Raw genomic sequence first — 15,267 nt, 5'->3', positions numbered from 1 at the left:
TAAGGAATGAATATGTTGATGTTGTTTCTCACGGTAGCGCTGGTACACCTGATTGCGCTGATGAGTCCGGGGCCGGATTTCTTTTTCGTCTCCCAGACGGCGGCCAGCCGTTCCCGTCGTGAAGCGCTGATGGGCGTCCTGGGGATCACGCTGGGCGTGCTGGTATGGGCCGCTATCGCGCTGATGGGGCTGCATCTGCTGCTGGAACGCATGGCGTGGCTGCACCGTCTGGTTATGATCGGCGGCGGTCTGTATCTGTGCTGGATGGGCTGGCAGATGCTGCGTTCGGCTTTGCGTAAGCGTGAACAGCAGGAAGGCGACGTGACGGTGGCGTTGCCGCAGCGAGGCAAAACCTTCATGCGTGGTTTTCTGACTAACCTGTCGAACCCCAAGGCGTTGATCTATTTCGGCAGCGTGTTCTCGCTGTTTGTCGGTGACGATGTGGGCGCGGCGGCGCGCTGGGGACTGTTTGCCCTGATTTCGCTGGAAACGTTGCTGTGGTTCAGCCTGGTGGCGCTGGTGTTCGCGTTGCCGGTGATGCGTCGCGGTTATCAGCGGCTGGCAAAATGGGTGGACGGCCTGGCAGGCGTGTTGTTCACCGGGTTCGGCATCCACCTGATTATCTCGCGTTAACGGAACGGTACCCCGCCTGTGCGCAAACGGCACGCGCACAGGCGGCTTGTCAGCTTGCCGGGTTCAGGCCGCATTCGGTCAGTGGTCGGCGGGAAGTCAGTGCGGTGAGATATTCCGGCGGGGAGGTGGTAAGACTGCGGTCGAAAAAAACCATCGGTACCGCTCGCCGTGCCGCCGCGAGCAGTAACATCCTCAAATTCAGGCTTTGCGGGCCGTTGCCAGCAGCGCGCCGACCAGCATGAACAGCGAACCGAAGGTCCGGTTCAGCTGTTTGAGCTGGCGCGGACCTTTCAGCCACAGCGCGATGCGCCGCGCCAGCGTGGCGTAGCCAATCATCACGATGATGTCGACCACGACGGTGGTGACGCCCAGCACCAGATACTGCATCGCCTGGGGCTGATGCGGGATAATAAACTGCGGGAACAGCGCGGCCAGAAACACGATGCTTTTCGGGTTGGTCAGGTTGACCAGAATCGCCCGTTTGAACAAACGGCGACGCGGCATACTGTTCGCCAGCGTTTGCAGATCCAGCGAACCGGCGCTGCGCCACTGCTGGATGCCAAGCCAGATCAGGTAAGCGGCGCCGAACCATTTCAGCAAATCAAACGCCAGCACCGACTGAGATAACAACGCCCCCAGACCGATCCCCACCAGTACGATATGAATAGCCAGGCCCAGTTGCAGTCCGGCGATGGAGGCTATTGCGCCGCGGTAACCGTGGCTGATGCTGGTACTCATGGTGTTGATGGCGCCGGAGCCGGGCGACAGGCTTAGAATTAATGTGGTGACGAGGTAGGTTAACCACCAGTCCTGGGTCATGGCTGAATGCTCCCTGATTGCGGTTTTTTATGCCACAATACGCCAATGCCCGTCTTTGTGCCATAGCTCACAAAAATCAATCCGTTCGGCATGATTTACCTCGGGAGAGCCTGATGAATCCGTATCCGGAGTGCCTGCTGACAAGGGAATGGCAGTACGCCGCATTCGCTACCGGGCCGTTGTTGGATTTCTGGCGACAGCGTCAGGAAGGGATGTTCATCGGCGTGGACGACGTGCCGATTCGTTTCGTGCGTTTTACCTCACCGTCGCACTCGCATCTGGTGGTGGTGCTGCCCGGCCGCACCGACAGTTACGTAAAATATGCCGAGGCGGCCTACGACCTGTTTCAGTGCGGTTACGATGTGCTGATGATGGACCACCGTGGGCAAGGGCGCTCCGGCCGATTGCTGAAAGACAGCCATCGGGGGCATGTTAAGCGCTTTGGCGATTATGTGGACGACGTGGCGACGCTATGGCAACAGCAGGCGGCGGCGGGACACTATACCAAACGGTTCGCGCTGGCCCATTCGATGGGCGGCGCGATTATGGCGCAGTTTCTGGCGCGTCAGCCGCAGACGTTCGATGCGGTCGCGCTCTGTGCGCCGATGTGCGGCATTCTGCTGCCGATGCCGCGCTGGCTGGCCTGGCGTATTCTGGACTGGGCCGAACGTTACCCGGCGATACGGGACTATTACGCCATCGGCACCAGCCAGTGGCGTCCGTTGCCGTTTATGGTCAATGTGCTGACCCACAGCCATGCGCGTTATCGTCGCCACGTGCGTTTTTATGCCGACGACCCGGATTTGCGCATCGGCGGCCCGACCTATCACTGGGTGCGGGAGGCGCTACAGGTGGAAACACAACTGCTGCAACAGGCGCCGGCGATCACGACGCCGCTGCTGCTGCTGCAGGCGGAAGAGGAGCGGGTGGTGGACAATGGCTGTCAGGACGCTTTTTGTCAGGCGCTGGCGGCAGCCGGTCACCCGTGTGCGGATGGTCGTCCTTACGTCATTCGCGGCGCCCGCCACGACATTCTGTCGGAAAAGGATGCGATGCGGGCCGAAGCCTTCGGGCGGATTTTGCGACACTTCAACGATTATCATTAATACGTCTGTGCGGCCAGGCCGCCCGGCACCAGCGGAGGTTGGATTTCAACGTATGTACCCGATTGTTGCTTCCGATTTGGATGGCACCCTGCTGTCACCCGATCACACCCTGTCACCCTATGCCAAAGAAACCCTGCGTCTGATGACGGAACAGGGCGTCCATTTTGTGTTCGCCACCGGGCGTCACCATATGGATGTGGCGCAGATCCGCGATAATCTGGCGATCAGCGCCTACATGATTACGTCTAACGGCGCGCGGGTGCATAACACCGACGGCGAGCTGATTTTCAGTCACAATCTGGACCGTGACATCGCCCACGATCTGTTCGGCATGGTGTATCACCACCCGGAAATCATGACCCACGTTTATCGCGGCGACGAGTGGTTCCTGTGCCGCTCCCGCCCCGAGGAAGAGCGCTTTTTTACCGAGACGGTGTTCCGCTACAAACTGTTCGACCCGGAAACGCTGGGTACGGACGGCGTCGGCAAAGTGTTTTTCACCTGTGAAGATCACGACAAGCTGCTGCCGCTGGAAGACGCGCTCAACGCGCGCTGGGGCGACCGGGTGAACGTCAGTTTCTCCACCCTGAGCTGTCTGGAAGTGATGGCGGGCGGCGTATCCAAAGGCCACGCGCTGGAGCAGGTCGCCAAAATCCTCGGTCATACCATCAAAGACTGCATCGCCTTCGGCGACGGCATGAACGACTATGAAATGCTGTCGATGGCGGGCAAAGGCTGCATCATGAGCAATGCCCACCAGCGACTGAAGGATATGCTGCCGGACAACGAGGTGATTGGCACCAACATCGATCAGGCGGTGCCAAAATACCTGCGTCGTCTTTATCTCTGAGACGGCCGGGAATCCTGCGGTGAATGCAGGAACGTCACGGCTTTGTCGGGGAAGTCGGTGAACAGGCCGTCGACATCGGCCTGACGGTAGAGCAGCGCATAGAGCGCGTTCACGTCGGCGGCGTACTTCGGCAACCGGTCAGCCCGCACCGTGTAGGGGTGCACCACCATGCCGCTGGCGTGCGCCTCTTTCACCAGCGGACTGACGGCGACCTTGCCCGCTTCGCCGTTGAGCAGCATGTGATAGTCGGGGCCGACGCCGTCGGCGTAGCGGGCGATTTTCTGCATCGCGCCCGGTTTGAGCATCCAGTCGTAATCATAGTTGACCCAGCGGCCGTCGGGTTGTTGCTGCTGGGTTTCCTGCCAGTGGGTTTCGGCGATCAGTTGCACCAGTTTCAGGTTCATCCCCAGCGCCGGCTCCAGTTCGGTTTTGATGCGTTGTAGCTCGTTGGCGTCAAAGCACTGCAGGTAGACGCGGTCGCTTTTTTGGCTGTAGCCGTACTGTTTGAGTACCTCCAGCACCGCGCGGGAAATATCTTTGCCCTCCTGACGGTGGAACCACGGCGCCTTGATTTCCGGGTAAATGCCGATGTTTTTGCCGGTCGAGTGGTTCAGCCCCTGAATGAATTCGATTTCATCCTGAAAGGTGTGAATGCGAAAGTCCGATTTGCCCATCGGGAAGCGATTCGGGTAGCTCTGCACCGGCTTGCCGTCCTTCAGGTCAAACCCTTCGGTGAATTTAAGCGAGCGGATTTCCGAAAGCGTAAAGTCGATGGCGTAGTAACGGCCGTCAGCCCGCGCCCGGCCGGGGAAACGCTCGGCGACGTCGGTGACGCGGTCAAGGTAGTGATCGTGCAGCACCACCAGTGCGTTGTCTTTGGTCATGACCAGATCCTGCTCCAGATAGTCCGCGCCCTGCGCGTACGCCATCGCTTTGGCGGGCAGGGTATGTTCCGGCAGGTAGCCGCTGGCGCCCCGGTGGGCAATCACGATTTTATCGCCGGTCTGCGCCAGCACGGAGAGGGACATCGCCAGCGTCATGCCGGCCAGTAAAGGCTTGAACAGAGGATTCATGTCAGCGTCCTTTTTCAGTGGGAGAAAGAAAAGCTGTGTAAGTCGATGCGTTGAAAATGGCAGTAACGTTGATAACTCCCCGCCGGCCCGGCACGGTCCGGCGGGGATAAAGCGCATGGTTTCGTCGTCAGTAAACCACGGCTGGATGACGGAATCAGGCGCGTTGCGCCAGTTCTTGCTTGTGTTTCTTCTCGTTGATCATGGTCAGGATCAGCAACAGTACCGCCAGTACGCTACCGCCGATCATCACCAGGAAGCCGCCGTTCCAGCCGAAGAAGTCTACGGTGTAGCCGACGATGGCGCTGGCTGCCACCGAGCCGCCCAGATAACCGAACAGGCCGGTGAAGCCAGCGGCGGTGCCGGCGGCTTTCTTCGGCGCCAGTTCCAGCGCATGCAGGCCGATCAACATCACCGGGCCGTAGATCAAAAAGCCGATGACGATCATGCAGAGCATGTCCACGCCGGGGTTGCCCGCCGGGTTCAGCCAGTACACGATAGTGGCGATGGTCACCAGACTCATGAAGAACACGCCGGTGGCGCCGCGGTTGCCTTTGAACACCTTGTCGGACATCCAGCCGCACAGCAGCGTGCCTGGAATACCGGCGTATTCATACAGGAAATAGGCCAGCGAAGATTTATCCAGCGCAAAGTGCTTCACTTCTTTGAGATAGGTCGGCGACCAGTCGAGAATTCCGTAACGCAGCAGGTAAACGAACACGTTGGCAAAGGCGATGTACCACAACAGTTTGTTGGGGAACACGTACTGCATGAAGATTTCTTTGGCGGTCAGTTCCTGTTCGTCTTTATCGCTGTAGTCCACCGGATAATCGTTTTTGTATTCTTCGATCGGCGGCAGACCGCAGGACTGCGGCGTGTCGCGCATCATGGCGAAGGCGAACAGCGCCACCAGAATGGCGGCGAACGCCGGCATGTAGAGAGCGGCTTTCCAGTCATGGAACCAGGCCATCCCCAGCAGGAACAGCAGCGGCGGAATGCCGCCGCCCACGTTGTGGGCACAGTTCCAGACAGAGACGATGCCGCCGCGTTCTTTCTGCGACCACCAGTGCACCATGGTACGGCCGCACGGCGGCCAGCCCATGCCCTGGAACCAGCCGCAGATGAACAGCAACACGAACATCACCATGATGCTGGAAGTCGCCCACGGCACGAAGCCCATAAACAGCATCACCGCCGCCGCCAGAATCAGGCCGGCGGGCAGGAAGACGCGCGGGTTGGAACGGTCGGACACCGAACCCATGATGAATTTGGAAAACCCGTAGGCGATGGAAATGCCGGATAGCGCGAAACCCAGATCACCCTTTGAGAACCCCTGCTCGACCAGATAAGGCATCGCCAGCGCGAAGTTCTTTCTGACCAGATAGTAGGCGGCGTAGCCGAAAAAGATCCCCAGAAAAATTTGCCAGCGCAGACGGCGGTAGAGCGGATCCACCAGATGTTCCTCTACGCGCGGACGATGTGCCGCAGGCTTGAAAATACTCAGCATAAATAAACGATCCCCGATAGTTATGTTCTATAACGCTCGCCAGCGTAGCGAATGCGCGTGGCGTTCAGTGTGAGTAAACGCGCAATTGTTACACTTTTATGACGAGGTGGGTCATTTTGAGCGGTGAGTAACACAAATGAAATAACCATTTTTCATTTCTGAGTGATTTGAATCACATATTCGCTGTCTCACCGGTGATTAATTTTCGTTTTTTGAGTGTTTTTGTTCTTTATCAATCATTGCAGCGACGGTTTATGTCCCACTACACACAGACATGATCCGGATTGAGGTGGGACGGTAATGGCAAACAACGGTTTGCGGCGTGAAACGGATGTGGTGATTATCGGCGGCGGCGCCACCGGCGCGGGGACCGCCCGCGACTGCGCGCTGCGCGGCTTGCGGTGCCTGCTGCTGGAACGGCACGACATCGCCACCGGCGCCACCGGTCGTAATCATGGGTTGTTGCACAGCGGGGCGCGCTATGCGGTCACCGATGCGGAGTCCGCTCGTGAATGCATTGAAGAAAACCAGATATTGCGACGCATCGCCCGCCACTGCATTGAGCCGACCGACGGCCTGTTTCTGACGTTACCGCAGGATGACCTCGACTATCAGGCGCGGTTTGTCGCCGCCTGCCGGCAGGCGGGGATCCCGGCGCAGGCGATCGATCCGCAGGAGGCGCTGCGGCTGGAGCCGGCCGCCAATCCGGCCTTGATCGGCGCAGTCAAGGTGCCGGACGGTACCGTGGATCCGTTCCGGCTGACCGCCGCCAATATGATCGACGCCTGCGAACATGGCGCGGAAGTGCTGACCTACCACGAAGTGATCGGGTTGATTCGCCAGGGCGATCGTGTCACCGGCGTGCGCGTTTTCGACCACAAACGCCATGTCGCCAGCGAAATTTATGCGCAGGTGGTGGTGAACGCGGGCGGCATCTGGGGGCAGCGCATCGCTGAGTACGCCGATCTGACTGTGCGCATGTTTCCAGCCAAGGGTGCGCTGCTGATTCTGGGGCACCGTATCAACAACCGGGTGATCAACCGCTGCCGTAAACCGGCGGATGCCGACATTCTGGTGCCGGGCGACACCATTTCGCTGATTGGCACCACCTCGACCCGCATCGACTATGACCAAATAGACCACATGACCGTTACCCCGGCGGAAGTCGATACCCTGATCCGCGAAGGCAGCCTGCTGGCGCCGCAACTGGCGCAAACCCGCATTCTGCGTGCCTACGCCGGGGTGCGGCCGCTGGTGGCGAGCGACAACGACCCGTCCGGGCGCAGCGTCAGCCGCGGCATTGTGCTGCTGGACCACGCCAGTCGGGACGGGCTGGAAGGGTTTGTCACCATCACCGGCGGCAAGCTGATGACCTACCGGCTTATGGCGGAATGGGTGACGGACAAAGTATGCGAAAAGCTCGGCCACCGGGCCGAATGCGCCACCGCGTCACGGCCGTTGCCGGGGTCGGAAACGCCGAATCCGGACACGCCGCAGGCCGCATCGACGCTGTCGGCGCCGTTGCGCGGTTCTGCGATTTATCGCCACGGGCATCGCGCCGCGCCGCTGGTGTCCGGCCAGCGGGTGGACAGCAGTCTGGTGTGCGAATGCGAAGCGGTGACGGCGGGCGAGGTGCGTTATGCGGTGGAGTCGCTGCAGGTCAACAACCTGACTGACCTGCGCCGCCGTACCCGCGTCGGCATGGGCACCTGTCAGGGGGAACTGTGCGCCTGTCGCGCGGCCGGTCTGTTGTGCCGGCTGGGACAGTCCACGCCGCATCAGGCGGTGTCGCAACTGAGCCAGTTTCTCAACGAGCGCTGGAAAGGCATGCGCCCCATCGCGTGGGGGCACACGCTGCGGGAAAGCGAATTTACCAGCTGGATTTATCAGGGGCTGTGCGGGCTGACCGAAAGCCGGGAGCAGGAGAATAGCGATGCGTTATGACGTGGTGATAATTGGCGGCGGGCTGGCCGGGTTAGCCTGCGGCATTCGCCTGCAGGAGCAGGGTAAACGCTGCGCCGTGGTCAGCGTCGGGCAAAGCGCGCTGACCTTTGCGTCCGGCGCGCTGGATCTGCTGGCGACGCTGCCGGACGGCACGGCGGTCGACCAGCCGTTGGCGGCGCTGGATGCGCTGGCGGCGCAGGCGCCGCATCATCCTTATACCCTGATGGGTAAGGCGCGCGTAAGCCAGCTGGCGCCGGACGCCGAAGCGCTGCTGGCGCGCTGCGGGCTGTGGCTGCGGGGAGGAAGTGAGGGCAATCATCAGCGTCTTACGCCGTTGGGCAAATGGCACCCATGCTGGCTGAGCCCGTCGGATAGCGTGACGCGCGGCTTGCCGGGGTCGCCGGCGTGGCGTCAGCCGCTGGTCGCCGGTATCGACGGTTTTATGGATTTTCAATCCCGGCTGGTGGCCGGGGAACTGCAAGCGCAGGGGATTGCCGCCCGCGCCGACGATCTGCACTTGCCGTTGCTGGATACGTTGCGGCAAAACCCCAGCGAGTTTCGCTCGCTGAATCTTGCCCGGGTGCTGGATACCCCGGCGGGCGTGGCGGCGCTGGCGGAAGAGCTGCTGACGCGATCGAACGGTAATGACGCGGTGATACTACCCGCTTGTATCGGGCCGGACGCGCAGGCGCGGCTAAATGCCGCGCTGGGTAAACCGGTGGGACTGCTGGCGACGTTGCCGCCGTCGTTGCCGGGCATGCAGTTGCATCAGGCGCTGTTGGGCCGCTTTCGTCAGACCGGCGGCACCGTGATGCCGGGGGACCGGGTGTTGTCAGCACAGCCGCAAGAAGACGGCGTGGCGCTGTATACCCGCAGCCACGGCGAGATACCGCTGCGTGCCGGTCACGTGGTGCTGGCAAGCGGCAGTTTTTTCAGTAACGGTCTGGTGGCCGAGCGCGATCGGGTGGTGGAACCGGTGTTCGGGCTGGACGTGGATTTCCTGCCCGCGCATGAGGACTGGAGCCGGCCGAATCTGTTCGCCGCTCAGCCGTACCTGCAATTCGGGGTAATCGTGGATGAATGCCTGCACCCGGCTATCAGCGGCCGTGTCCAGCCCCGTTTGTACGCGATTGGTTCGGTATTACGCGGGTATGACCCGTTGCGTCAGGGGTGCGGCGGCGGGGTGTCGCTGCTGACCGCGTTGTACGCCGCCGAGATGATCGTAAGGGAGAATTCGTGATGAGCCGGTCTGACACCAGTTTCGAAAACTGCATCAAATGCACCGTCTGCACCACCGCCTGCCCGGTGGCGCGCGTCAATCCGCTCTATCCGGGGCCGAAACAGGCAGGACCGGATGGCGAACGGCTGCGGCGTAAAGACCCGGCGTTGTTTGATGAAGCGCTGAAGTATTGCACCAACTGCAAGCGGTGCGAGGTGGCCTGCCCGTCGGATGTTCACATCGGCGACATCATCCAGCGCGCCAAAGCCAGCCATAGCCAGCATCGCCCGACGCTGCGCGACGCCATTCTCAGCCACACGGATCTGATGGGCTCCGTCGCCACGCCGTTTGCACCGCTGGTGAACACCCTCACCGGGTTAAAACCGATGCGCCAACTGCTGGATAAGGCGTTGAAAATCGACCATCGCCGCCAGTTGCCGCGCTATTCCCACGGCACTTTTCGTCGCTGGTATCGCCAGCAGGCGGCGCATCAGTTGCAATTTGCCGAACAGGTAGCCTATTTCCACGGCTGCTACGTCAACTACAACCACCCGCAGCTGGGGCGCGATCTGATTCGTGTGTTTAACGCGATGGGGGTCGGGGTGCAGTTGCTGACCAAAGAGAAGTGCTGCGGCGTGGCGCTGATCGCCAACCGTTTTCTCGACAAGGCGCGCAAGCAGGCGCGTTTCAACCTGGCTTCGCTGGATGACGCCATCAACAGCCGGGGGCTGCCGGTCATCGCCACCTCGTCCAGTTGCACTTTTACGCTGCGCGATGAATATCCCCATCTGCTGGGGCTGGACAATCACCATGTGCGCGACGGCATCGAACTGGCGACCCGTCACCTTTATCGCTTGCTGGAGCAGGGTCGGACGCTGCCGTTGCAGCCTTTGCCGCTGCGGGTGGTGTATCACACCCCTTGCCATCTGGAGCGTATGGGGTGGACCGCGTATACCCTCGAACTGCTGCGGCGGATTCCAGGGCTGGAGTTGCAGGTGCTGGATTCCCAGTGTTGCGGCATCGCCGGGACCTATGGTTTCAAGAAGGAAAACTACGATACCGCGCAGGGGATTGGCGCGCCGTTGTTCCGGCAGATTGACGCGAGCGGCGCCGATCTGGTGATCACGGATTGCGAAACCTGCAAATGGCAGATTGAAATGTCCACCGGCAAACCCTGCGAACATCCCTTCAGCTTACTGGCTAAAGCGCTGCCGGCGTAAATGGTTCTAGTGGGTCCGCCCTCTCTGTTTTTTTCCGGGAGAGGGCGGCCGTTTTTCTATTCCCGCGCATTACACATGGTTAAATGTTAACCATTTGATTCTGAAAAAATAATCTTGTATGCCTGTGGTGAAATGCACGGAATGTCAGGCGGGCTGGCCTTCTCAGGCATGATTTTTCTTTGAGTTGAACAAAAAAACGCTTTACAGATGCAAATGATAATGATTATTATTGCCATGCGTTCCGGGAAAGCCTAATGAATCCATCCTTGTGACTCATCGCGGTTTTGCTGTGAAGGCACGACATTGCTCACATTGCTTCCAGTATTACTTAGCCAGCTCGGGTGCTGGCTTTTTTTTATCCTGAATTTTTAGGAGCCTGGTTTCCAATTTTTTTGTCGTTGTGCGACGTTGAAATTTCTCCCGGAAATTTTTTATGGCGGGCCATCCCTGGCCGCCACCCTTCGGGCCGTCGTTGCACGACGTTAAAAATTTCTCCCGGAAATTTTTTGAACAGAGCGGTGAGTTTTTTCGGCTTTCTTATTCTCCGGCGGCCGCTAGACTGAAAAAAAACGTTGGAGGAACGTCACATGATTTATTTACGCAAAGCACAAGATCGCGGTCATGCTAACCACGGCTGGCTCGACAGCTGGCATACTTTTTCATTCGCTGATTACTACGACCCTGATTTCATGGGCTTCTCCGCGCTGCGGGTGATCAATGAAGACCGTATTGAGGGCGGCCAGGGTTTTGGAACCCACCCGCACCGGGATATGGAAATTCTCACCTATGTGCTGGAAGGTACGGTGGAACATCAGGACAGCATGGGCAACAAAGAGCAGATCCCGGCGGGCGAGTTCCAGATCATGAGCGCCGGCACCGGGATCCGTCACTCGGAGTACAACGCCAGTCAGGACAAATTGCTGCACCTGTACCAGATCTGGGTGATCCCGGAAAAAACCGGCCTGACGCCGCGTTACGAGCAGCGCCGTTTTGATGCGCCGCAGGGCCGCCAATTGGTGTTGTCGCCGGATGCCCGCGACGGGTCGCTGAAGGTGTTTCAGGACATGACGCTGTGGCGCTGGGCGCTGAAGTCGCAGGAAGCGTCGAGCTATCAGGCCCAGCAGGGGCGCCACCTGTGGATTCAGGTAGTGCGCGGCGCCATTGAGATCAACGGTCAACTGGCCAACGCCAGCGACGCGCTGGCTATCTGGGATGAGGATTCCATCACCGTGCGCGCCAGCGAAGATAGCGAAATCCTGCTGTTTGACCTGCCGCCGGTAAAATGACGGCGGCGGCGTTTACCAAGGCGATCCCATGCCGGATCGCCTTGGTTTGCCACAATTCGCCCCAGCTCGCATAGTACAACGGAGGCCCAGCCTCCGCGACCAAACCGCCTGTGGTTGAGGCAGCCCGATCTGCTGATGGCCTTATGCTCCTGATAGTTAATTAATCGGTGTTCCCTTACGCGCCAGCTGTTGCCGCCAGTTGTTGTCCCAGTTTTTCTGATGGACATCATTCGCCGAGCCGTCACGAGGGGCGTAACGGGCACGATTTCTGCTCAGGAGTTCTGCGCCGATATCGATGGTTTGGGCGTAGTTGTCCCGGTTAAAGGAGATCACGGCGTTAGGACTTTCAGCCTCGAAGAGCGCGATTTGGGCATCGGCCAGTTTATTCGCCTGATCCACCAGCTCACGGGATGAATTAAGCGCCTGTTCCAACCGCTGAATCTGTTCCTGGTTCAGCCCTTGTGCGCCGGTCACTACGATCCTGTTGTACTTACTCACGCTGAAACCGAAAGTGGCTCCCTTTAAATCCGGGTTATCTTTGCCGAGTTGTTCCAGAAAAGACATATACGTCGGCTCAATCTGAGCAGCCGCCGAACGCAGGTTGAGCGTCGCCTGGTCCACTATTTTCATCCGCTCGGCCCAGGTATCCGTCGGCGTCATCAACTTGGTATATTCTTCCTCGCTGAGCGCATCAGGCACCTGAAGCGCGATTCCTTCCGAGATAGTCACCTGATTAGACGTCGCGTCACCCGATTTTCGCGCGTCAATATATGCCTGATATTTACTGAGGGCTTCTGCGCTGATATTGACATCCTGACGTTCAATTTTTACTTCGTCCGCGACAGCCCCGCTATTATCGACCTGTTGTTCCGCCGTGCTGTGCGTCACCCGCCAACTCTGTCCTGATTGTGGATCTGCCACCGTGTACGATCCAATTGTAGGAATATTATTCATACTCTTTGCTCCTGTGCGTCAGGCGTTTGCGCTGTGCAACAACGTCTGCCTGTAACTCGAATTATTTTGGGTATATACAGGTATTTGGTTTGTAGAACGTTTAATTAATTGAAGACGCTAATTCAAAAACAGTGCTGACTACTATGTGAAGGTGAAGCATCAGGAGCCGGTGCCGCCCGATAATTCTCTCTTTATACCCGTCATACTTCAAGTTGCCGGTGCGTTGGCTGCGTTACTCGGCCCATCCTTGGGCCTCGCCCCTTCGGGGCCGCTGCCAGCAGCGTTCAACTCTGCTCCCGGCAGAGTTGTCGTTCACCCCAGTCACTTGCTTGAGTAAGCTCCTGGGGATTCACTCGGTTGCCGCCTTTCTGCAACTCGAATTATTTAGGGTATATACCCATAAATGAAATAATACGGTAGACCTTTTATCGCAGAAGACGAGTGTTGCGCTCTTTTCAGCCCGCCGTCCCGAAGGCACGGTTCTGAAATAGCCCGTCTCTGCATGAAATTATGGAACATTTCCAGCTTGCTTTTATGACGTGGACAAGAATGTAACATTAATGTGCGAGGCTATTTATAATAAAAAATCATTTATTGCCGGTTTTTTATTAATATAGAAGTCGTCATTTATTAGCGATATACCCATCATACTTCAAGTTGCAGGTGCGTTGGCTGCGTTACTCGGCCCATTTCATGGGTCTCTGTTTTGGGTATATATATTCATTGTTATTTGTAATTAATAACCAACAAACAATAAAAATCAAAATAATATGATGGGTGTTATTTACGCGATCGCACCGTGCCCGATTTTATAACCTGTGTTCAAGTACATATTCTGCTAACCATTTCTTTAGTACAATCGGCGTTTTCAGCCACGGGGATGTCAACGGATGATAAAGAAAAAAAGGCCGGTACTTCAGGATGTCGCCGACCGGGTCGGGGTGACCAAAATGACGGTCAGCCGCTATTTGCGCAACCCCGAGCAGGTGTCCGCGGCGCTGAGAGGCAAAATCGCCGCCGTACTGGATGAACTGGGGTACATTCCCAACCGAACGCCGCACATTCTCGCCAATTCCACCAGCCGGGCGATCGGCGTGCTGTTGCCGTCGCTTACCAACCAGGTGTTCGCCGAGGTGTTGCGCGGCATCGAAAAAGTGGCGGAAGCGCAAGGATATCAAACCATGCTGGCGCATTACGGCTATCAGCCGGAAATGGAAGAGCGACGTTTGATGTCGCTGCTGGCCTACAACATTGACGGGCTGATCCTTGCCGAGCGCAATCATACCGCTCGGACCCGTCAGATGATCGCCGTGGCCGGGATCCCGGTAGTGGAGTTGATGGATTCCGTGTCGCCCTGTCTCGATATGGCGGTGGGGTTCGATAACGTGGACGCCGCGCGCCAGATGACGCGCTACATGATCGCGCGCGGCCGCCGCCACGTGGTGTATCTCGGCGCGCGTCAGGACGAGCGCACGCTGATGAAACAGCAAGGTTACGCGCAGGCGATGGCCGAAGCCGGCCTTGCCAGCTACAGCGTGATGAGCGAAAGCCCGTCGTCCTATACGCTGGGCGGAGAGCTGTTGCGCCGGGCGCAGGCGGAATACCCGCAGGTGGACAGCCTGTTCTGCACCAACGATGACCTGGCTATCGGCGCCATGTTCGAGTGCCAGCGGCAAGGGGTGCGCGTTCCCGAACAGATGGGCATCGCCGGTTTCCACGGTCACGATATCGGCCAGACCACGGTGCCGCGGCTGACCAGCGTACTGACGCCGCGTAAGCGCATTGGCGAAGTCGGCGCCGCGCAGCTGCTGGCGCGTCTGCATGGGGAAACGTTGCCGACGGCCAGCGTGGACGTCGGCTTTACCCTGCAGGTGGGAGAGAGCGTCTAGGCCGGTGCTTTCAGCGTGATGGGTGCGCGCGTAACGCCGCGGCGCACCGCTCCACGACCTGATCCATCGGGCCGTTGATATCGACGGTGATGACATCGGTTTCCGTCTCGCCCGGTTCTTCCAGCGCATCAAACTGGCTTTGCAGCAATCCGGTCGGCATAAAATGCCCGGCGCGCGCCTGATGACGCTGCAGAATCACCTCGAAACTGCCTTTCAGATACAGGAACACCATGCCGTCGTTGCCTTCGCGCAGCCGATCACGGTAGCGCTTTTTCAGCGCGGAACAGACGATAATGCCGGTTTCATTTTTATGCAGCAGGCTGTAGGCGGCGTCGTTCAGGCGCTCCAGCCAGGGGGCGCGGTCGTCGTCGTTGAGCGGCTGACCGCTGGCCATTTTCTGGATGTTGGCTCTGGGATGCAGATCGTCGCCGTCGATGAATTTGGCGTTGATTTCCCGTGCCAGCCGGGCGCCCACGCTGGATTTCCCGCTGCCGGAAACCCCCATCAGAATAATACTTTGTCCTGACATAATTTGATCTCTATCCCAAACTGTAAATTAAATGCTTCGTACCGGTTTCAGACTTTAACATGTTACCGGTATCATGATACCGGTAACATCGTGCGTTGTGATGTATATCACACGGGTTAAGCGCTACCCGAACGCCTGACTCTACTGTAGCGAAGGCACGCCCGAAACACCGGGAGAATTCGCAAAACACAAGAAAATCCCCCCTGTCGTTGCCCGACTCGCGCAGGCAGGGGTTGCCGGA

The 15,267-nt window shown here is 58.6% G+C and carries 13 protein-coding genes; 8 read left to right on the top strand and 5 right to left on the bottom strand.

The annotated features are described in order from the left end of the window. Positions 1-12: 12 nt before the first annotated feature. The gene (gene rhtC / locus DXX3274_RS20580) at positions 13-633 is read left to right on the top strand and encodes a threonine export protein RhtC (RefSeq protein ID WP_042861421.1); all 621 of its coding nucleotides are present in this window, start codon (positions 13-15) and stop codon (positions 631-633) included. 198 nt (positions 634-831) lie between these two features. Here the strand turns inward: rhtC and rhtB are convergent, their stop codons facing one another. Beyond that, positions 832-1,452 (bottom strand): homoserine/homoserine lactone efflux protein, encoded by a 621-nt coding sequence (gene rhtB / locus DXX3274_RS20575; RefSeq protein WP_038664774.1) that lies wholly within the window; start codon positions 1,450-1,452, stop codon positions 832-834. Positions 1,453-1,565: 113 nt separating this feature from the next. Here rhtB and pldB point away from each other — a divergent pair, with 113 nt between their 5' ends. Both pldB and yigL read left to right on the top strand, forming a co-directional pair. Next, positions 1,566-2,558: a lysophospholipase L2 gene (gene pldB, locus DXX3274_RS20570; protein WP_042861420.1), complete on the top strand. Its 993-nt coding sequence runs from the start codon at positions 1,566-1,568 to the stop codon at positions 2,556-2,558. Positions 2,559-2,610: 52 nt separating this feature from the next. Continuing rightward, positions 2,611-3,408 (top strand): sugar/pyridoxal phosphate phosphatase YigL, encoded by a 798-nt coding sequence (gene yigL / locus DXX3274_RS20565; protein ID WP_042861419.1) that lies wholly within the window; start codon positions 2,611-2,613, stop codon positions 3,406-3,408. Here yigL and glpQ read toward each other — a convergent pair. Both glpQ and glpT read right to left on the bottom strand, forming a co-directional pair. Continuing rightward, positions 3,399-4,481 (bottom strand): glycerophosphodiester phosphodiesterase, encoded by a 1,083-nt coding sequence (gene glpQ / locus DXX3274_RS20560; RefSeq protein WP_042861418.1) that lies wholly within the window; start codon positions 4,479-4,481, stop codon positions 3,399-3,401. The genes yigL and glpQ overlap by 10 nt on opposite strands. Positions 4,482-4,635: 154 nt before the next feature. Next, on the bottom strand, positions 4,636-5,985 hold the full coding sequence (gene glpT, locus DXX3274_RS20555; protein WP_038664786.1) for a glycerol-3-phosphate transporter: 1,350 nt from the start codon (positions 5,983-5,985) through the stop codon (positions 4,636-4,638). Positions 5,986-6,285: 300 nt separating this feature from the next. On the opposite strand from glpT, the gene glpA reads away from it, so the two are divergent. From glpA to DXX3274_RS20535, 4 genes are all read left to right on the top strand, one after another. After that, a complete protein-coding gene (gene glpA, locus DXX3274_RS20550) occupies positions 6,286-7,929 on the top strand; it encodes an anaerobic glycerol-3-phosphate dehydrogenase subunit A (RefSeq protein ID WP_042861417.1) in 1,644 nt (547 codons plus the stop codon). After that, positions 7,919-9,169, top strand: coding sequence for a glycerol-3-phosphate dehydrogenase subunit GlpB (gene glpB / locus DXX3274_RS20545; protein ID WP_042861416.1), 1,251 nt, complete (start codon positions 7,919-7,921; stop codon positions 9,167-9,169). Before glpA ends, glpB begins: the two co-directional genes overlap by 11 nt. Further along, positions 9,169-10,368, top strand: a complete 1,200-nt coding sequence (gene glpC / locus DXX3274_RS20540) for an anaerobic glycerol-3-phosphate dehydrogenase subunit GlpC (protein WP_042861415.1) — start codon at positions 9,169-9,171, stop codon at positions 10,366-10,368. Before glpB ends, glpC begins: the two co-directional genes overlap by 1 nt. A 587-nt stretch (positions 10,369-10,955) precedes the next feature. Beyond that, positions 10,956-11,654: a pirin family protein gene (locus DXX3274_RS20535; RefSeq protein WP_038664801.1), complete on the top strand. Its 699-nt coding sequence runs from the start codon at positions 10,956-10,958 to the stop codon at positions 11,652-11,654. Between the two features lie 156 nt (positions 11,655-11,810). On the opposite strand, the gene DXX3274_RS20530 is transcribed toward DXX3274_RS20535, so the two are convergent. Beyond that, positions 11,811-12,608 carry a hypothetical protein gene (locus tag DXX3274_RS20530; RefSeq protein ID WP_152495286.1) on the bottom strand — a complete coding sequence of 266 codons (798 nt, stop codon included), beginning with the start codon at positions 12,606-12,608 and terminating at the stop codon, positions 11,811-11,813. A gap of 890 nt (positions 12,609-13,498) precedes the next feature. Here DXX3274_RS20530 and gntR point away from each other — a divergent pair. After that, on the top strand, positions 13,499-14,497 hold the full coding sequence (gene gntR / locus DXX3274_RS20525) for a gluconate operon transcriptional repressor GntR (protein ID WP_071603999.1): 999 nt from the start codon (positions 13,499-13,501) through the stop codon (positions 14,495-14,497). Between the two features lie 10 nt (positions 14,498-14,507). On the opposite strand, the gene DXX3274_RS20520 is transcribed toward gntR, so the two are convergent. Continuing rightward, positions 14,508-15,026 carry a gluconokinase gene (locus DXX3274_RS20520; protein ID WP_033569420.1) on the bottom strand — a complete coding sequence of 173 codons (519 nt, stop codon included), beginning with the start codon at positions 15,024-15,026 and terminating at the stop codon, positions 14,508-14,510. Positions 15,027-15,267 lie beyond the last annotated feature (241 nt).

Origin of the sequence: Dickeya sp. NCPPB 3274 (assembly GCF_000406205.1) — a bacterium.
Classification (GTDB): Bacteria; Pseudomonadota; Gammaproteobacteria; order Enterobacterales; family Enterobacteriaceae; genus Dickeya; species Dickeya fangzhongdai.
Note: the sequence above shows the minus strand (reverse complement) of the source record. Positions and strands in the feature narration are given on the sequence as shown.